Source organism: Pseudonocardia sp. WMMC193 (assembly GCF_021728735.1).
GTDB classification, from domain to species: Bacteria; Actinomycetota; Actinomycetes; order Mycobacteriales; family Pseudonocardiaceae; genus Pseudonocardia; species Pseudonocardia oroxyli.
Genome location: NZ_JAKKDO010000003.1, coordinates 6,717,429 through 6,733,987, shown reverse-complemented (window position 1 = coordinate 6,733,987; position 16,559 = coordinate 6,717,429). Strand labels below are relative to the sequence as shown.

At 71.3% G+C, this 16,559-nt stretch carries 20 protein-coding genes; 10 read left to right on the top strand and 10 right to left on the bottom strand.

All coding sequences use genetic code 11. The features are described from left to right. Positions 1-14: 14 nt before the first annotated feature. From L3X23_RS34315 to L3X23_RS36480, 3 genes are all read right to left on the bottom strand, one after another. On the bottom strand, positions 15-1,244 hold the full coding sequence (locus tag L3X23_RS34315) for a lytic transglycosylase domain-containing protein (RefSeq protein WP_237197854.1): 1,230 nt from the start codon (positions 1,242-1,244) through the stop codon (positions 15-17). Beyond that, entirely contained in the window at positions 1,241-2,677 is a 1,437-nt protein-coding gene (locus tag L3X23_RS36735) for an NlpC/P60 family protein (protein ID WP_374204973.1), read from the bottom strand. The genes L3X23_RS34315 and L3X23_RS36735 overlap by 4 nt, the downstream gene beginning before the upstream one ends. Before the next feature lie 346 nt (positions 2,678-3,023). Beyond that, complete coding sequence (locus L3X23_RS36480) at positions 3,024-3,542, bottom strand: hypothetical protein (RefSeq protein WP_237197852.1); 519 nt, start codon at positions 3,540-3,542, stop codon at positions 3,024-3,026. Here L3X23_RS36480 and L3X23_RS36475 point away from each other — a divergent pair. After that, entirely contained in the window at positions 3,529-4,197 is a 669-nt protein-coding gene (locus L3X23_RS36475; RefSeq protein WP_237197851.1) for a family 16 glycosylhydrolase, read from the top strand. The two genes, L3X23_RS36480 and L3X23_RS36475, sit on opposite strands and share 14 nt — an antisense overlap. 1 nt (position 4,198) lies before the next feature. Here L3X23_RS36475 and L3X23_RS34295 read toward each other — a convergent pair whose 3' ends face one another. Then, positions 4,199-4,765, bottom strand: a complete 567-nt coding sequence (locus tag L3X23_RS34295; RefSeq protein WP_237197849.1) for a hypothetical protein — start codon at positions 4,763-4,765, stop codon at positions 4,199-4,201. Positions 4,766-5,445: 680 nt separating this feature from the next. On the opposite strand from L3X23_RS34295, the gene istA reads away from it, so the two are divergent. Together istA and istB are read left to right on the top strand one after the other, a co-directional pair. Next, positions 5,446-6,978: an IS21 family transposase gene (gene istA / locus L3X23_RS34290; protein ID WP_237195849.1), complete on the top strand. Its 1,533-nt coding sequence runs from the start codon at positions 5,446-5,448 to the stop codon at positions 6,976-6,978. Continuing rightward, on the top strand, positions 6,975-7,769 hold the full coding sequence (istB, locus tag L3X23_RS34285) for an IS21-like element helper ATPase IstB (RefSeq protein WP_237195847.1): 795 nt from the start codon (positions 6,975-6,977) through the stop codon (positions 7,767-7,769). Before istA ends, istB begins: the two co-directional genes overlap by 4 nt. A 73-nt stretch (positions 7,770-7,842) precedes the next feature. Here the strand turns inward: istB and L3X23_RS35775 are convergent, their stop codons facing one another. After that, a complete protein-coding gene (locus L3X23_RS35775; protein WP_255734052.1) occupies positions 7,843-7,977 on the bottom strand; it encodes a hypothetical protein in 135 nt (44 codons plus the stop codon). A gap of 172 nt (positions 7,978-8,149) precedes the next feature. Next, positions 8,150-8,788: a hypothetical protein gene (locus L3X23_RS34280; protein WP_237197847.1), complete on the bottom strand. Its 639-nt coding sequence runs from the start codon at positions 8,786-8,788 to the stop codon at positions 8,150-8,152. Between the two features lie 307 nt (positions 8,789-9,095). On the opposite strand from L3X23_RS34280, the gene L3X23_RS34275 reads away from it, so the two are divergent. Together L3X23_RS34275 and L3X23_RS34270 are read left to right on the top strand one after the other, a co-directional pair. Continuing rightward, positions 9,096-9,254 carry a hypothetical protein gene (locus tag L3X23_RS34275; protein ID WP_237197846.1) on the top strand — a complete coding sequence of 53 codons (159 nt, stop codon included), beginning with the start codon at positions 9,096-9,098 and terminating at the stop codon, positions 9,252-9,254. A gap of 493 nt (positions 9,255-9,747) precedes the next feature. Next, on the top strand, positions 9,748-9,891 hold the full coding sequence (locus L3X23_RS34270; protein ID WP_237197844.1) for a hypothetical protein: 144 nt from the start codon (positions 9,748-9,750) through the stop codon (positions 9,889-9,891). A gap of 9 nt (positions 9,892-9,900) precedes the next feature. On the opposite strand, the gene L3X23_RS34265 is transcribed toward L3X23_RS34270, so the two are convergent. The 3 genes from L3X23_RS34265 to L3X23_RS34255 form a co-directional block, all read right to left on the bottom strand. After that, entirely contained in the window at positions 9,901-10,398 is a 498-nt protein-coding gene (locus L3X23_RS34265) for an HNH endonuclease (RefSeq protein WP_374204972.1), read from the bottom strand. 425 nt (positions 10,399-10,823) lie between these two features. Beyond that, positions 10,824-11,093: a hypothetical protein gene (locus tag L3X23_RS34260; RefSeq protein ID WP_237197840.1), complete on the bottom strand. Its 270-nt coding sequence runs from the start codon at positions 11,091-11,093 to the stop codon at positions 10,824-10,826. A gap of 500 nt (positions 11,094-11,593) precedes the next feature. Beyond that, positions 11,594-11,926, bottom strand: a complete 333-nt coding sequence (locus L3X23_RS34255) for a tetratricopeptide repeat protein (RefSeq protein WP_237197838.1) — start codon at positions 11,924-11,926, stop codon at positions 11,594-11,596. An 84-nt stretch (positions 11,927-12,010) separates the two neighbouring features. Between L3X23_RS34255 and L3X23_RS34250 the strand changes: the two genes are divergently transcribed. The 5 genes from L3X23_RS34250 (at position 12,011) to L3X23_RS34230 (ending at position 15,401) form a co-directional block, all read left to right on the top strand. Further along, positions 12,011-12,238 (top strand): hypothetical protein, encoded by a 228-nt coding sequence (locus tag L3X23_RS34250; RefSeq protein WP_237197835.1) that lies wholly within the window; start codon positions 12,011-12,013, stop codon positions 12,236-12,238. Between the two features lie 34 nt (positions 12,239-12,272). After that, the gene (locus tag L3X23_RS34245) at positions 12,273-12,599 is read left to right on the top strand and encodes a multidrug efflux SMR transporter (protein WP_237197833.1); all 327 of its coding nucleotides are present in this window, start codon (positions 12,273-12,275) and stop codon (positions 12,597-12,599) included. Next, positions 12,592-13,092 (top strand): TetR/AcrR family transcriptional regulator, encoded by a 501-nt coding sequence (locus L3X23_RS34240; RefSeq protein ID WP_237197831.1) that lies wholly within the window; start codon positions 12,592-12,594, stop codon positions 13,090-13,092. Before L3X23_RS34245 ends, L3X23_RS34240 begins: the two co-directional genes overlap by 8 nt. Before the next feature lie 660 nt (positions 13,093-13,752). Further along, positions 13,753-14,025 carry a DUF4333 domain-containing protein gene (locus tag L3X23_RS34235; protein ID WP_237197829.1) on the top strand — a complete coding sequence of 91 codons (273 nt, stop codon included), beginning with the start codon at positions 13,753-13,755 and terminating at the stop codon, positions 14,023-14,025. Continuing rightward, a complete protein-coding gene (locus L3X23_RS34230) occupies positions 14,022-15,401 on the top strand; it encodes a CAP domain-containing protein (protein ID WP_237197827.1) in 1,380 nt (459 codons plus the stop codon). Before L3X23_RS34235 ends, L3X23_RS34230 begins: the two co-directional genes overlap by 4 nt. A 59-nt stretch (positions 15,402-15,460) precedes the next feature. Here L3X23_RS34230 and L3X23_RS34225 read toward each other — a convergent pair whose 3' ends face one another. Beyond that, the gene (locus tag L3X23_RS34225) at positions 15,461-16,552 is read right to left on the bottom strand and encodes a cystathionine gamma-lyase (protein ID WP_093089003.1); all 1,092 of its coding nucleotides are present in this window, start codon (positions 16,550-16,552) and stop codon (positions 15,461-15,463) included. Between the last annotated feature and the right edge of the window lie 7 nt (positions 16,553-16,559).

Sequence of the window (16,559 nt, the reverse complement as noted above, 5' to 3'; positions counted from 1 at the left end):
CGGTTTCCGGAACATCAGGGGCACAGAGCACGCTCCACATCAGACGGTGGTACAGGCGGCGTTGTCGCCGTGGTAACCGGACCGGCACAACCCGTCACTGACGCAGCCAGCGGCCGGACGGTCGTGGTCGTGGTTGCGGTCGACGGGACGAGCGAGGGGACGGTGGTCGTCGGAGACGGCATGACCGTCGGGGTGACCGTGGCGCTCGTCGGCGCGGGGGTCGGGGTGGCGGAGACCGCGGGGACCGGCGCCGTCGTGACCGTGACACCGGTCGTGCTGCTGGCCACGACCGGAGCCCCGGCGACCGCAGGTCCCGGAGTGTCACCGACTACCGCAGCGCCGCCGCCGACCGGGCCGGCCGGTATCGCACCGGCCTGAACGCCGTCGACCTGCACCGCGGCCTGCCGCGTCTCGACCGCGAGCCGCAGTTCCGCGACGGCGGCCACCCCGCCCGGGTCGTCCGCGACCGCGGTCGCGCCGCCGGCGTAGGCGTCTGCCCAGCGCAGGACGAGCTGTCCGTACACGGCGGACCGGTTGTAGCGCATGAGCGCGACGGCCTGGCCGTCTCGAGTGGTCAGATCTGCGCCCCGGGCGCACAGGTAGCGCCCCGCGGTGGTGGCGGCGTCGTAGACGTTGTCCGGGGAGGCGACGCCGTCCGCGTTGCCGTCCGTGGCGTGGGCCGTCCAGGTGGACGGGATGAACTGCATCGGACCGACGGCCCGGTCCCACTGCGCGTCCCCGTCCAACCTGCCGCCGTCGGTGTCGGGGATCGCGACACCCACAGTGCCGTCGAGCACACGGCCGCGGATCGAGCCCGTGGTCGTGCCGGTTGCGGGGTCGACCACACCGCCCGCCGCGTGGTCGGACTCGACCTTCCCGATGCCCGCCAGCAGGGACCAGGTGATGCCGCAGCCGGGTGTGGCCGCGACGTTCCAAGCCTCGCCGCGGTGGTAGGCCGCCAGGACCGTCGCGGGGATGCCGAGCGACCCGACCGGGTTGGTGGCGACTCCCGCTCCGGGGTCGGCTGCCGCGGGCTCCCCCGTTGCCGGATCTTCCCCCTCGACGACCGGGGCGACGGCAACCGGCTCCCCGGCGTTCGCGATCACACTCTCACTGGTCACGGAGGCGCTGCGGGCGGCGGTCAGGTCCTCGGTGCTCGGGCTCATCACGACGGCGACGGTGGTGGCCGCAGCGAGCACGACCAGCCCGACCGTGGCCGCCCTGAGGAACGGCGTGGCGCTCACGACGCGACCACGACCGTCCAGGAGTCGCCGTCACCTGGGACGACCAGGACCAGGGAGCCGCCTGTCGCCGCGGCCTCCGCTGCCGTCCCCGTCTGCCGGGAGGCCACGGTGTAGGACTTCGTGGTGCCGTCGGAGAGGGTGAGCGTGACCGCCGAGCCGACCGCACCGGCGGCGGACGACAGGCGGACGAACCGACCCGCGATCCCGACGCGCGCGGGCAGGCCGTCCGCACCCTTGCGCACCTGGGCGAGGTCCGTGGTGACCCCGCCGACGGTGATCGAGACGCGGACCGCGGGCTTCTCCTCCGCCGGCGGTGGTGTGGCGGTCGCGCTGGTGGGTGGCGCCGCGGGGGCCGTCGACGGCGGCGTGCTCGTCAGGGGCTCGGTCTTCGGGGGTACGGCCTTCGGTGGCTCTGTCTTGGGTGGCACCGTCTTGGGTGGCACGGTTCCGGTCGGCGGCGTGGTCGGCGGCGTGGTCGACGTCTGCGGCACGGCGGCCGTGGGCGCGCCGCCGGGCGCTTCCGTGGTCGGAGGGACGGCCGTGGCTGTCGCGTCGGTCGTGGTGGTCGTGCCCACGGCAGGAGGCGAGCTCGGAGGCGTTTCTCCCACCGCGACGGTCTCCGGCGCCGGGACCAGCCCGTTCGCGACGGCCGCCGAAGACTCCGTGACGGCTCCCGCGGCGGACTGCGCCTCGGCGGGCTGGGGCGCCTGCGGGTCGGGGACCTCGACGGGCGCCGGCGCGGCCGGGGCCTGGAAGACGGGGTTCGGGGCGGGGGCCGTCGGCGCGGGCTCCGGCAGTACTGGAAGCACACCGGTGGAGGTGCCGGATGCCGTGGGCCGGGTGGCGCCGAGGTAGTCGTCCCCGACCCAGCGGTAGTACGCCGTCTGCACCGGCTTCCCGAAGGTCGGGGCGTTCACCATCCGCCCGTTGCCCAGGTACATCCCCACGTGGTGGACGCGGGCGGCCGTACCGTAGAAAACGAGGTCACCCGGCTGCAGCGCCGCGCCGGCGGGAACGTGCGGGCCCCGGTAGTACTGGGTGTGCGCCGTGCGCGGCAGGCCGACCCCCGCGGCGGCGTAGGAGAAGGTCGTGAGGCCGGAGCAGTCGAACCCGGCGTCGCCGGCGCCGGGTCCGTCGCCGCCCCACACGTAAGGCAGGCCCAGCTGCGCCATCGCGGTCCGGATGGCCACCGCGGCACGCTGGTCGGGCAGCGCCGTGGTGAACTCGACGGTCGCGGGCGGCACATCGACCGTCAGCTGCACGGCGACAGGGGGTCCGACCACCGGGTCCGTACCCACGACGGTGACCGAGCCGATCATGCTCAGAGGGACCTCGGCGGTGACGTCCGCCGCGGCGCTCACCACGCCCGACGCGGGGCGGTGGTCGCCTGCCGGCGCGAGCGCGACGAGCATGAGGCCGAGTGCCGCAGCCATGACGGAGCCGAGGGCACGAACGCGGCTACGGCTGGACGCGTCAGCCACCGTGCCCCGATCGCCGGCGGGCTGGTCACCCACCGTGCCTGATCGGCCATCCTCCGTTCGGACCACCGCATCCCCCGCTCGCGTGACGTGCACGGGGATGCAGTCGGGCTGTCGACCTGCGGCGTTACCCGAACGCCGCGCCGGATCGGCAATCCTGGCGACGGTCCGTAACGCCCGCTCCCGGACGGCCGAACCGTTCGCTGGAGGTGGTCATGGCAGGAAGGGCCCGCGCAGGCTGGGCGGCAGGAGCCGTGGTGATGGTGGCGTTGACGTCGATCGCGCCGTCGTCGGCCTCCGCTCACGCGTTGCTCCGCCTGAACTCCGCCCCGGAGTGCACGGCGAGCTGCGACGCTCCCTCAGGCACCACCGCCATGCTCGCCGAAGGCGTGCCTACCTCGGTCATCGGCGGAGCCACCGGTGGGGCCACGTCCGGGTCGGTGAGCTCGGGCGCGGTCTCCTCCGGCTCCGTCTCGTCGGGCGCCGTGTCCTCCGGCGCCGTCTCCTCCGGATCGGTGTCGTCCCCGGACGGCTCGGGCGCCGTCACGTCGTCCGGTGGCGCGAGCTCCGCCCCGACCACCGTGACGTCCTCGGGAACCTCGAGCGGGAGCGTCGCGGCCCCCTCCACCCCGGGGTCGACGTCCACGGGCTCGGCGTCGTCCGGTACGACCGGACAGTCGACGGTCCCGCCGACCATCGGGGACACCACACCCTCGCCCGGCACCCAGGAGGACGACGAGCCCGCATCGGTTACGGAGCCGGGCGAGAAGCCCACGACGCGGCCCGGCACGGGCACCACGGAGCCGGTGGCACCCGGCACGGACGGCGGCACGTCCGCCGCCGAGAGGCTCGGCTGGGGCACGCCCACGCATGCCGAGGAGTTCTCCTCCAACGTTCTGCGCGGTTGGGGGCTCTACGACGGGGCGGGCCACGAGGGCAAGGGCCGGCGCAGCCCGAGTGCCGTCACGATCAAGGACGGCGTCCTCACCATCACCGGTACTGCGAACGGCACGACCGGCGGCATGGCCTGGCAGCTCGACAAGTCGAAGTACGGCAGGTGGGAGGGCCGCATGCGTGCCCCCGTCGGCGACCCGGACTACCACGCCCTGTTCCTGCTCTGGCCGGACGCGGAGAACTGGCCGGTCGGCGGCGAGGTCGACTTCATGGAGACCAGCGCTGCGGACCGGCAGTCCACGGACGGCTTCCTGCACTACGGCGCGAACAACTCCCAGCTGCACGCCTCGGTGAAGCTCGACGTGACCCAGTGGCACAACTGGGCCGTGGAGTGGACCGACAAGAAGATCACCTACTACGTCGACGGCGTGGAATGGTTCTCGACCACGAATAAGGAGACCTTCCCGCCCGGCCCGATGCACCTGGCCATCCAGCTGGACTGGTTCCCCGAGGGCGGCACCCAGAAGACCACACAGATGCAGGTGGACTGGGTCCGCTTCTACGCTCTGCCCGGCCGCTGACCTACGCGGGCGCGATGCGCTCCACGATCCGGTGCACGGCGTCGGTGACCAGGTGCACGGCGCGACGGTGGTCGCCCTGCGTGCCTCCGATGGGGTCCGGGATCTCGGCGTCGGCCCTGTCGATCTGGACCAGACCCCGCTTGCCTCGGGCGAGCTCGAGCAGGCGGCGGACCCGGACGACCGGGTCCCCCACCGGGAGGTCTCGCTCGTCCACCGCGTCGGACAAGGTGGCGAACTCCCGCAGTGAGAAGGTCGACCGCAGCCCGGCGGGCTCACGCTCGACGACGGCCTTCCGGTGCCGCGGGGAGGCTCCCAGGACCAGGTCCGCCTCCCGCACCATGCCCGATCGGAGCTGCTGGGCCCGGAACCGGCCCGCGATCAGCCCGTCGAGTCCCCACGGCGAGAGCTCGTCCCGGGTGTCCGGGTGCATCATCTCGTCGACGACGGCCCGCACTCCCGCGCTCGAGACCGCGATCCGGGACGCCGCGATGCCACCCAGCCGCCCGACGAGCAGGTGTCGGGTCATGATCTCCGCGACGGGCGAGCGGCAGATGTTCCCCGTGCACACGAACAGCAGCTGGAAGGAGTCCTCCGGCTGAGGGTCCGCCAGGGACCCTAGTGTCGTGGGCGAGGGCTGTAGCGCATTGTCGAACCAACCGAAATCGGCCGTCGTCACACTGGTCCCGTCTTCCGTGCCCGCCGACTGACGCGGGCCCCGAGGGTTGGAATCGCGGCTCGCGGTCCGATCGTTTCAGCGACCGAGGAACCCCGGCGGCCTCCTGCCGTAACGGAGCGCTCGATCGTCTCGACGCGTGGAACGTGGGAGTTCGCGCACGTGGCGCGGCATCGGACGCGCCCGCTCCACCGCGGGCACGGGAAGGAGCGGGCGCCGCCACTGTCGGAAGCCGATGGGAAGGGATCACGGCGGCTCCCGGCTGTAGCTACGCACAGCGGGGTCGGGCGTTACACCGACGTCGCCGGCGTGGTTCACCCCCGGATGCTGCGGGAGCCCCCACCGGCCCCGGCCCCGCCGTTTGGTGGGGCCGGGGCCGTCCTCGTGTCCGTGGCCATGAAAAAGTCCCCGCTGGTGGCCAGGTTCAGGTCCCCGCGGGTGGCCGTGTGAGGTCCCCGCTGGTGGCCAAGTAGAAGTCCCCGGTCCCTCGTCGTGTCGTAACGCCGGGTTGAGGCCCTGGGCGGTGACGGTGGCGGTTGTCGAAGCCAGCCGCCGCACCACCCAGGGGTCTCCCATTGAAGTCTGCGAGGGAACGGATGGACATCATTTCGGCCTATCGGGATGTCGGCTCTTATCGCGGTGCGGCCGCGATCTGCGCCACGACCCCGAAGACCGTGCGTCGGGTCATCGAACGCCATGAGGCGGGAGGTGTTGTCCCGCAACGCAAACCACGGTCCCGGAACTACGAGTCGGTCGCCGAGCTCGTCTCGGGGCGGGTCGAGAAGACGAAGGGCAGGATCTCGGCGAAGCGGCTGCTGCCCGAGGCCCGCGCCGCCGGATACTCCGGTTCGGCCCGCAACTTCCGGCGTCTGGTCGCCACAACGAAGGCGGACTGGCGTCGTGATCATCACCGTGGGCGGCGTCCGGCGGTGTGGTCCCCGGGCGAGCACCTGGTGATCGACTGGGGCGTGATCGCGGGGCTGCATGTGTTCTGCGCGGTGTTGGCCTGGTCGCGGGTGCGGTTCGTGCGCTTCGCGGTCGACGAGCGCGCCGAGACCACGTTGTCGATGCTGGCCGAGTGCTTCGAGACGATCGGCGGGGTGCCGAAGGTGGTGCTCGCCGACCGGATGGGCTGCCTCAAGGCCGCCGTGGTGGCCGACCGGGTGGTCCCGACGGCGGACTACGTGCGCTTCGCCTCCCACTACCGGTTCCGGCCGGACTTCTGCCAGGGCGAGGACCCGGAGTCCAAGGGCATCGTGGAGAACCTCGTCGGCTACGCCAAGCGAGACCTGATCATCGGCTGCGACCTCGACACCGGCGAACCGGGCCGGCCGGTCGATCTGGCCGCCGCGAACGAAGCGGCGCGACGGTGGTGCGCCGAGGTCAACGCCGCGACGCATTCGGAGATCGCCGCGGCCCCGGCCCTGCGCCTGGCCGGACACGAGCTGGCCGTGTTGGGCGGGTTGCCATCGCTGCGGCCACGGATCACCGGCCCGGCGGTGATCCGCAAGGTCGACCGGCTCTCCTGTGTCCGGTTCGGCTCCGCCCGCTACTCGGTGCCGACCACCGCGATCGGCACGAGGGTCGAGGTCCGCACCCACGCCGACAGACTCACCATCCTGTCCACCGCCGGGCCCGGCGCCGGGATGGTCCTGGCGGAGCACCGCCTGGTGGGCCCGGGTGAGGCGTCGGTGATCGACGCCCATTACGGCGGACCCCGCCCTGACCGGCCGGTTCGGGCGGTCCGCCCGAAGACCGCCGACGAGAAGGCGTTCTGCGCGCTCGGCCCCGTCGCGCAGGCGTTTCTGAGCGGAGCTGCCGCTGCTGGGTCCGCCCGGCTGGGCACCGAGCTCGGTGAGCTGCTCGGTCTCGGTCAGGCCCACGGAGAACAGGCCCTGCTCGACGCGTTGGCCAGGGCGACGGCGTTCCGGCGGTGGCGGGCCGAGGACGTCCGCTCCATCCTCGCCGCCGGCGCGGCCGCGCCCCGGCCCCGACCGGCGGGGGAAGCCTTGGTCGTCGATCTGCCCTCAGTTCCGACCCGATCGCTGGCTGACTACGCACTGGCCGACTACGCCATCACCACCGACGTCGAAGGCGACGCGTCATGACTGCGGTCAAGCCTGCCGGGAAGATCCCCGCCCTCGACGCCGACATCGAGGCCGGGCTCAAACGGCTCAAGCTCGCCGCGATGCGCCGCCTCGCCCCGGAGCTGCTGCTCACCGCCCGCACCCAGCGCTGGCGCCCTGAGGAACTGCTGCGGGTGCTGGTCGAGGCCGAGGTCGCCGCGCGCGACGCCTCCAACATCGCCAACCGGCGCAAGGCCGCCGGGTTCCCCGTCGCCAAGACCCTCGACGAGTTCGACCTGTCCGCCTCCTCGATCCCCACCGCGACGTTCGACTACCTCGCCTCGCTCGAGTGGGTCCGGGGCGCGGAGAACCTCGCCCTGGTCGGCCCGGCCGGGACCGGGAAGTCCCACCTGCTCGTCGCCCTCGGGACTGCGGCGGTCGAGGCCGGGCACCGGGTCCGCTACTTCACCGCCGCCGAGCTGGTCGAAGCGCTCTACCGCGGGCTGGCCGACAACTCCGTCGGCAGGCTCATCGACCAGACCCTGCGCCACGACCTGATCATCATCGACGAGATCGGGTTCGCCCCACTCGACGACACCGCCGCCCAACTGCTGTTCCGGCTCGTCGCCGCAGCCTACGAACGCCGCAGCCTCGCGATCAGCTCGCACTGGCCCTTCGACCAATGGGGACGGTTCATGCCCGAACACACCACCGCGGTCAGCCTCCTCGACCGGCTGCTGCACCACGCCCAGGTCGTCGTCACCAGCGGTGACTCCTACCGCATGCGCGAGGCCCGAACCGCGAAGAACGGAGCCGCCATCAACACCGCCTGAACACCCCCGGACCGGGGACTTTCACCTGGCCACCAGCGGGGACCAAGAACCGGCCGTTGACACCTCGTGCGGCTCAGGCGTTGTCCAGGCTGTAGTTGATCAGCCCGCCTTCGACGGACGTCCCGGCGACCTCGACGGGCCTGCGCCTGCGAAGACGCGGTGGCGGGCATGCCCACGCGGAGAGCAGCAGGACCAGCAACAAGAGCAACGCGGAGCGCCATCGCAGTACGGGTCACATCCCTGGTGCCAACGCGACAGGCGGCACAGGTCAAGGGAGCACCCGACGGCGATCTCGTGTCCCCAGAGTCGGCCGTTCGCCGTGTGTCGTTACGTCCTGCGACGTCGTTCTCGACGTGAGCCTCAGGAGCAGAGGAAAGCCGTCAACCCCGCAACGGAATGACCTTGTTGGTGATCCGGTAAACAGCGTCCGTGATGAGATGAACGGCGTTCCGATGGGCTTCCGGGGGTCGTCCCATCGGGTCCGGAATCATCACGTCGTCGGGATCGACGGCGACGAGTCCCCGCTTGGCCCGCGCCCGGTCCACGAGGTCGTGCATTCGCTTCACCGGGTCCCCGGGCGGGAGCATCCCCTCGTCCACCGCGTCGGCGAGTGCGGCGAACTCGCGAAGGGCGAACGTGGTCCTGAGTCCCGCAGGCTCTCGCTCGACGATCGCGCCGCGATGCCGCACGTTCGCACCGAGCACGAGGTCCGCGCGGCGGATCATCGCCGAGCGCAGCTGGCGAGCCCGGAAGGCACCCGCGTGCGGCCCGTCGAGACCCCAGGGGCTGAGCTCGTCGCGCGTGTCCGGGTGCATCATCTCGCCGACGACCGCATTGACGCCCGCGCTCGAGATCTCGAACCGCGCAGCCTCCCGCCCCCCGAGCCCGCCGACCAGCAGATGTCGCATCATGATCTCAGCCGCCGGTGACCGACAGATGTTGCCGGTGCACACGAAAAGCAGGCGGAACCGCTCGGGTTCTCCGCCCCGCTCAGCGGCCGGTCCGTCGGGTCGACCCACGACCCCAGTGTGACGGCTCCGAACGACAGAGCGCGAGTCGCGGCGCGTGACCACCATGTATCGGTTTCACCGTCCGAGAATCCGCGTGGCCGCTTCACCCTTCTCCTGATGCCGATTCACGACGGCGCGAGGTGAGCGCCACGTGTTCTGAGCTGTTCAGCTTCTGCTGCGACGGGGATGGCGTGGTTCGGGAACGCCCGCCTCCGACGGCGGGGCCATCTCGCCCTTCGGGCTCGGCCGGAGCGCGCGTGGCCTAGGGCACCTGCGCGACGGCCACGGTGCGGACATCCCCGCCTGGCCTGGCGTCGTGGGCACGATCCTCGTCGTCACGATCGTGGTGCTCGGCCTGTTCTGGGCCGCGAGCCACTACGTGCAGTCGGTCAGTCGCGGGCTCGCACAGTCAACCATCACGGACCCCACTGTGCGGCCGGGGGTGGTCGTGTTCAGTGAGAAGCGCACTTCTTAGTCACCTGGGTCTCGCCGAGGTCCTCCTGCCGACCGCGGACGAAGCGGCAACCCGCACACCGGTTTCCGATTGCTGATCCAGTCCGAGGGCTTGCTCGTCCCGATCCCGGAAGCTGCCACCGCTGGACGGGACCGCTGTCGTCCTCCCTGCGGCGTCGGTCCGTGTGGAGTTCAGCCGCGCTCGAGGTGACCGGTAGTGCTTAGAGCATCCACCACCCCCGGTTCGCCATGCGGAACCCGGCGCCAGCAGCAGTGGGTCAGCCAGCGAAGCCTATCCTCACATTGACTGAACCGCAGTAGACCAACGACTTGAGCCGCAGCTGTTTCGAGCTGAACGAGCACAGTCGCCAGGTCGCCGAGTCCGGGCCTCAAGATAACGTCCTCGGGACCACGGCACAGAACGAGGCGGAGTTCGTCGAGCATGTCACGGCACTCGTCCCGCCGGACACCTTCCGAACGGCGCACGACGACCTGACAGCCCCCGGGATCGCCGAGTGCTCCTCCTGATCTCGGTCTACCAGTGCAGCACCCGGCCCGACGACCGCATGGTCACCGATCTCCACGAAGCCGACGCCCTGACAAAGCGGATCACCGGGATCGCGGCGACGCTAGGCGTTCCCGAGTGCGGGTTCCCCTGAGCAGTCGGGTCAGGCGGCCGTGCTCAGCCAGGGCTCCCAGGTCGGATGCGGTTCCACGGCGAGTACGAGGACTCCACCAGCCGCTCGGTTCGGGGGTTTAGGAGCCTTGTCGAGCGCCCAGCCCAACTCCTCTAACAGCTTGTCCGCCTTCTTGGAGTTGCAGGCCTTGCAGGCGGCGACGCAGTTCTCCCACGAGTGCGCTCCCCCGCGGCTGCGCGGGATGACGTGGTCGATGGTGTCCGCCTTCTTGCCGCAGTACGCGCAGCGGCGGAGATCCCGGCGGAGCACGCCCGCCCGCGTCATGGGGACCGCTCGGCGGTAGGGGACCCGGACGTAGCGGGAGAGCCGCATGACCGACGGTGCCGGGACCGTCAGGTTCTCGGAATGGAAGGCCGCGCCCTCAAGGGCGGCCTGGACGCACTCTGCCTTGCCGGAGAGCATCAGCACGATGGCGCGTTTGGCCGTGACCACGGCCAGGGGCTCGAAGCTGGCATTGAGCAAGAGCACCCTGGAACCCGGTGGGAGCGTGGTCACGCTCCCGGTCCCCTCTGCCTCGTCCCCCGTCGCCTCGTGCTGAGGCTCCGGGACCGCGGCAAGGGGCTGGGGTTGTCGGTCCGGCACGCGACCACCTCCGCTGCGTCAAGCTAAGTCGACCATACGAGAGCCGGGTTACGCACGTGTGATATTGCGGCGGACATGCGGTGGCGGACGGACGGTCCGTGCCCTCCGACGAGCGGCGGCCTCGCCTACCGACGGCACGTGCGCCTGATCGGGCCGAGAAAGGCCAGTCCAAAGGCCCTGATGAACCGATTCGTCGGCGACGACCACCATCACGATCGCCGCCGAGGAATCTGGTCACGGCGCGCCCGTCTTAACGTCGCCTGAGGTGACACCGCGGAGGTCGGCGGCACCTCGTCGGGGGCCGCCCGTCGTCATGAGAGCAACCCACGGACGTCCCGCGTCCATCGATCGCCGGCGCCGAAGGCGGCTAGCAAGCACGAGTGCGTCCGATGCGGGATCTCGCGTGCCTCCTTTGCGCTGGCGAGGTGCAGGAGCGTCAAGCCGACGGCCCACCAGGTCAGGCCGAGGTCGGGGTGTCCCGATGGCAGCACCGCGGTGCGGATCTCCTCTGCCGCGCAATACCGGTCCATGGCGGCGGCAAGGTCGCCCTTCGCTGCGGCGAGGTCGCCGAGCAGATACATGTCTCGCCAGTACTCCTTCCCGTCCGACAAGAAACTCAGGACGGCGCAGGCGCGCTCCAGCCGGTCCGCGGCGTCGTCGAGCCTGCCTTCCCGCAATGCGACGAGGCCGAGGTTGCAGAGCGTGATCGCAGCGTCCGTACCGTCGTCGCCGCGCGTTTCGCGTCAGATCGAAAGCTTCGTCCAGTCCGCCCCGGGCTCCTGACAGATCGCGGGGCCCAGAGCCTCCTCGTAGAGTTCGCCGCACGCTCGTAGTGCGACTCGGCTTCGGCCAGACGTCCTTGAACGATCAGACACCTTCCGAAGCGCGTGGGCCACCGCCGTCGAGGCCGGATCGACCCGGGGTCCTAGCTCCTCGCGAATTCGCGCCGCCTGCTCGACCGCGCGCCGCTGGGCCCTCGCCGCTCCGCGACCAGCCCTAGGTTCAGCACGGCCACCGCGCTCTCCCGTGAGGTCTCACCGAGCATGCGGAAGCGGATCTCGAGTGCTTCGGTGAACAGCGTCTAGGCCTCGATCAGCTGCCCAGCGCCGACCGCAGCTGGCCGATGTCCAGCGTCGCAGTCATGTTCACCGCGTAGATTCCGGGATCCCACAGCGCATGCGCGCTCCAGGTAAGGAAGTGCGCGCTGCTGCTCTGCCGTGCCCAGGTAGGTGTAGCCCAGATCGTTGAGTGAGCGGGCCATGACCTGCGAGTCGGCGTCGAACACCTGCTTGGTGATCTCGACACCCAGGGCCTGGTGGCGAATGGCACCCAGATCGTCGTCGCGCTGCTCCAGCAGGTTGGCGAGGGCGGCCTTCGTGAGCCGAGCAGGCGCCTGCCATCCTGATGGTCCCACTCGTCACACTTGGCTAGGACGTGTGACGCCCCGACGTCATCCGGCGATAGACGAGCCGAACGCCGTCACGACCTTGGGGAGACAATGCGCAACCGGAGCCGACTCGTCCTGCCGGAGATCGAGCCCGCCACCCAGCTGCTCGGGGCCGTACCGACGCAGAAGACGCCCGAGATTGTCGCCGACTACCTCGGCGGCCTGCCCGCCGTCCGGACGTCGGTCGACCGGCGTCGGGATCCGCTGACGTGGATCGCCGCGGCGGCCCTCGGTGCGTTGCTAATCACCATCGTCGTCCTCTCGTTCGTCCTGTTCTGAAATCTGGAGCACTCGCTCACGTAGTTCGACGCTCATGTGGTTCTGGCTCGCCGGCGCGATCCTCGCGGAAGTGACCGGCACGGTCGCGCTCCGCTTCTCCGCGGGGTTCTCCAAGCTCTGGCCGTCCGTGATCGTGATCCTGGGGTACGGCACGGCGTTCTTCTCCCTCTCCCAGGCGCTGGACCGCGGGATCCCGATCGGGGTGGCGTACGGGATCTGGGCGGCGGTGGGGGTGGCGTTGATCGCCGTGATCGGGGCCGTGTTCCTGAAGGAGCCGTTGAGCTGGGTGCAGGTGGGCGGGATCGCGCTGGTCATCGCCGGGGTGTTGGCCCTCGAACTGGGCCGCACCACCCATGCCTGACGGCCGCCGGGCCAAGGGGGCGGCGCGGCGGCGGGCCCTGCTGGACGCCACCCTGCGGGTCGTGGGTCGCGACGGGGTGGCGGCGGTGTCCCAGCGCACGGTCGCCGCGGAGGCCGACGTGCCGCCCAGCGCGGTGCTCTACTACTTCACCAGCGTCGACGATCTCCTGGTCACGACCCTGCGCGAGGTCAACGACCGGTACTGCGCGGAGCTCACGGAGCTCCCCTCGGTCGAGGCGCTGGCCGCGCATGTCGCGGCGCTGGACCCGGCCGCCCTGGTCGCGGAGTACGAGCTCTGGCTGCTCGCCGCCCGCCGTCCCGACCTGCGCAGCGAGCTGACCCGGTGGGACGCGACCGTCGACGCCCTCGCCGCCCGGCTCGCCCCCGACCGGGCCGAGACCGTGGCCGCCGCGCTGAACGGGCTGTACCTGCGCGCCGCCACCACCGGGGTGGACGCGGAGGCGGCGCTGCGCGTGCTGCGTACCCAAGACTGAGGAAGTCTCGGCACTCAGGGTTAACACCCACCTACGGATCGGCGAACATCCAGGCGTACAAGGCTTCACCGCATCCGCGGTGGAGACGCCCCGATCGGCCCACCGCCCCGATCGGTGCGCGAGCGGCCCGTCCCCGCCGGGGGCGGGCCGTTTCACGTCCGGTGACCCACCTGGGCCGAGATCCAGTCGCGTTCAGAGGCAACCATCCGCCGAATCGGCCCAGCCGTACCCAATCTTAGCGATAGTTCCCCGGTGACCGGGGAGGCATGCGCCCCACCGGTAACACACTCGCCCGCTGCGCTGAGTCTGTCTGGACATCGGACACCGGGGTCTCGATCCGTCGAAGCGGTCGGACCACGAGAACGGAGCGAGACTGTGATCTATCCGCGCAGCACGTCGGCGCGACGCGCCCGAACACGGGCGGTGGCGGGACTCGCCGGCGGTGCGCTCGCCCTCGTACTCGCAGGCTGCGGCGGTGGAGGCGCAACCGCGGTCCCCGGCGACGTCGACGTGGCGGAGATCCTCTCCGCACAGCTGCAGAGCGCCGGCATCTCCGCCGATCCGGAATCACTCACCTGCGGGACGGTCGCCCTCGCTCGGGGCGCTTCGATCGACTGCGGATTCACCACCAGTGGGCAGCCGGTGGGCCTGACGGCGAAGGTGAGCTCCGTTGAGGGGTCCACGGTCGAGTTCGAGGTCGCGACGCAGGCCAAGCCCGTACCCGCGGACGTCCTCGCGAGGTCCGTCGCGAGCCACGCCGGTCAGCAGCTGGGGTCGGCGATCGACGGCGCCGAATGCACGGGTGGTCTCGAGCCCCAGGTGGGACAGTCGGCGACCTGCACCCTGAAGAACGGAACGGAGACCAAGGCGGTGACCGCGACCGTCACTGCGATCGACGGCGGCCGGGTCGAGTACTCGGTGGGTGCGGCATGAGCCCCTTGCGCAGGCTGCGGCGGGTCGCGGTCGCGGGTGCGGCTGCCGTCATGATGAGCTCCGTCGGACTTGCGGTCGCGGCACCCGCGGCGTCGGCCGCCCCGACCCCCATCGACTACCGGGCCGTGGAGCAGCAGATCGCCGAGGCCATCAACGAGGCGCGGCTGCGTCCCGGCGAGATGGCGGCCACGCTGTCCTCGTTGACGATGGTCGATGCCAACCACGCCAAGCTCCCGTCCGGCGCGCAGTTCCAGGTGACCAAGGCCTACCTCGACCAGTCCGCGAAGGAGGCCGCGACCCAGCCCCCGCTGCCGGCACTCGCGTGGTCGGAGACCCTCGCGAAGTACGCCCGAGACTACGTCTACGCGCAGAACCGCGGGGGTGTCTGGAGCCTGGGCCACAACAGCAGCTACCGCGGCTTCCCGTCGCGGCCCGAGCTCAAGGTGTTCTCCATCGAGGCCATCGGCAACGGCGACCCGTCCGACGCCCGCTCCACGGTCTACCGGTGGTGGACGAGCATGAACGAGTGGTCCACGTCCACCCGCTGGGATTCGGCGAACAGCTTCCAGAACGCAGGCCCTGGCCGCGGGCACCGCGGCATCGTCAACGACGCTCGGATGAACGCCATCGGCGTCGGCTGTGGCTCCCCCATCGCCTACTCCGGAACGACTTACGTCGCGTGCATCGCCATCGATGGCAAGGACCTGCCGGATGCGAGTCCGGCGGTGACTCCTGCGGCCGGCGCACCGTCGCTCTCCACCCTGCCTCCGGCGTTCACGGGCAGCGTCGGGTCGAAGCCGGCGGACGGACAGTCCACGCTCACGGTGGATACCACCGCACCGACGACGCCCCAGGCGTCACCGACGACGGCCGCGAACGCCACCGTCGAGACAGCGGGCGGCGCCCAAGGGCCTGCCGACGCCACCGCGGCACCGGCGGCCGACGGACGGCAGCCCGGTGATCTCACGCTCGGCGACACGTGGGACGTGAAGGGAGACGGCAGCTTCCTCATCACGGTCCGACCGCAGGACACGTGGGTCCCCTCCGACCGGGCGACGATCACCGACGAGGCCGGCATCAAGTCGACGACGTTCCGGGGCTATGAGGTGACGTACCAGAACAACACCGATACCCCGGTGCCCCTCCCCGACGTCGTCGCGCAGTGGGCGTGTACCTCCGGCAACGACCTGATGCCGTTCGTCATCGACCCGCCTGGTCAGGGCCTGCCCGCACCCGGCATGCTCGGCCGCGGCAAGGCCGTCTTCGCCTTCGGGTGCGGCGTCGGCGCGGACGGCTTCGACACAGTCGGCGCGCGCCTGGGCAACGGCCTCGGTTCCGACCGGGTCGACAGCGGGATCTTCTGGGTCCCGCGCTGACCCAGCCTCAGTGAGTGGCGATGGTCGCTATGGCGACCATCGCCACTCACGACCCGCTCTCACGTCCGGACCCGGTCCAAGGCCCCCAGCACGTCGTCGACCAGGTCGTTCGTGTCCTCGATGCCGGCGGAGAGCCGCAGCAGCCCCTCGGGCACCGCGTCCCCCCACCGCGCCCGCCGGTCGGCGGAGGTGTTGACCCCGCCGAAGCTCGTCGACGAGACCACCAGCGACGAGGCCTCCAGGAACTGCTCGACGGCGCGGGCCGAGGGCAGGGTGAAGCGCAGGACCCCGTTCCACCGCCGCATCTGTCTCGAGGCGATCTCGTGCGAGCGATCCGACGGCAGGCCCGGCCACCGGACGTCCGCGGCCGCGGGGTGGGTCAGCAGGGCCTGGACCAGGGCGTGGGCGTTGCGCGCCTGCCGTTCCAGCCGCAGGTCCAGCGTGGCCAGGCCGCGGTGGGCGAGCCAGGTCTCGAAGGGGCCGGGGATGGCACCGCCACGGGTCCGCATCAGGGTCACCTGCTCCGCCAGCGCGGCGGAACTGCAGGTCACGTGGCCCATCAGCACGTCACCGTGCCCGGCGATCGCCTTGGTGTCACTGGAGATCACGAAGTCCGCGCCGAGCGGGATCGGCCGCTGCCCCAGCGGGGTGGCGGTGGTGTTGTCGACCGCGAGCAGGGCACCGGCCTCGTGCGCCGCGTCGGCCAGGGCGCGGATGTCGCAGACCTCGAGCCCCGGGTTCGACGGCGTCTCCACCAGCACCAGGGTGGCGCCCGCGAACGAGGCGGGAGACCCGGCCGTCGCGAACTCGCGCACCTCCACTCCGAGCGGCGCGAGCTCCTCGGAGGCGACGAGCCGGGACACGTAGTACCCGTCGGACGGCAGGACGACCGCGGTGCCGGGCCGCGCGCACAGCCGCAGCACCGTGGACACCGCCGCCATTCCGGAGGCGAAGGCCACGCAGTGCCCGCCCTCCAGCGCGCCGATCGCGGACTCGTACGCCGTCCACGTGGGGTTACCGGCGCGGCCGTAGAAGTACGGCTCGTCCCCCGTCCCCAGGTGGAAGGTCGACGACAGCACCGGCCCCGGGTGCACCGGCTCCCCCGGCTCGCCCGTCGGATGCCCGACGCACCGCGTCCCGTCCCCCGCCATGTCCCCT

Bases quoted from the DNA above. Each gene is read 5' to 3' on its own strand.
- L3X23_RS34225 (WP_093089003.1), bottom strand. From the start codon at position 16,552: ATGGCGGGGGACGGGACGCGGTGCGTCGGGCATCCGACGGGCGAGCCG.
- L3X23_RS34260 (WP_237197840.1), bottom strand. From the start codon at position 11,093: ATGTATCTGCTCGGCGACCTCGCCGCAGCGAAGGGCGACCTTGCCGCC.
- L3X23_RS34245 (WP_237197833.1), top strand. From the start codon at position 12,273: ATGTGGTTCTGGCTCGCCGGCGCGATCCTCGCGGAAGTGACCGGCACG.
- L3X23_RS34250 (WP_237197835.1), top strand. From the start codon at position 12,011: ATGCGCAACCGGAGCCGACTCGTCCTGCCGGAGATCGAGCCCGCCACC.
- L3X23_RS34240 (WP_237197831.1), top strand. From the start codon at position 12,592: ATGCCTGACGGCCGCCGGGCCAAGGGGGCGGCGCGGCGGCGGGCCCTG.
- istB (WP_237195847.1), top strand. From the start codon at position 6,975: ATGACTGCGGTCAAGCCTGCCGGGAAGATCCCCGCCCTCGACGCCGAC.
- L3X23_RS36735 (WP_374204973.1), bottom strand. From the start codon at position 2,677: ATGGCTGCGGCACTCGGCCTCATGCTCGTCGCGCTCGCGCCGGCAGGC.
- L3X23_RS34230 (WP_237197827.1), top strand. From the start codon at position 14,022: ATGAGCCCCTTGCGCAGGCTGCGGCGGGTCGCGGTCGCGGGTGCGGCT.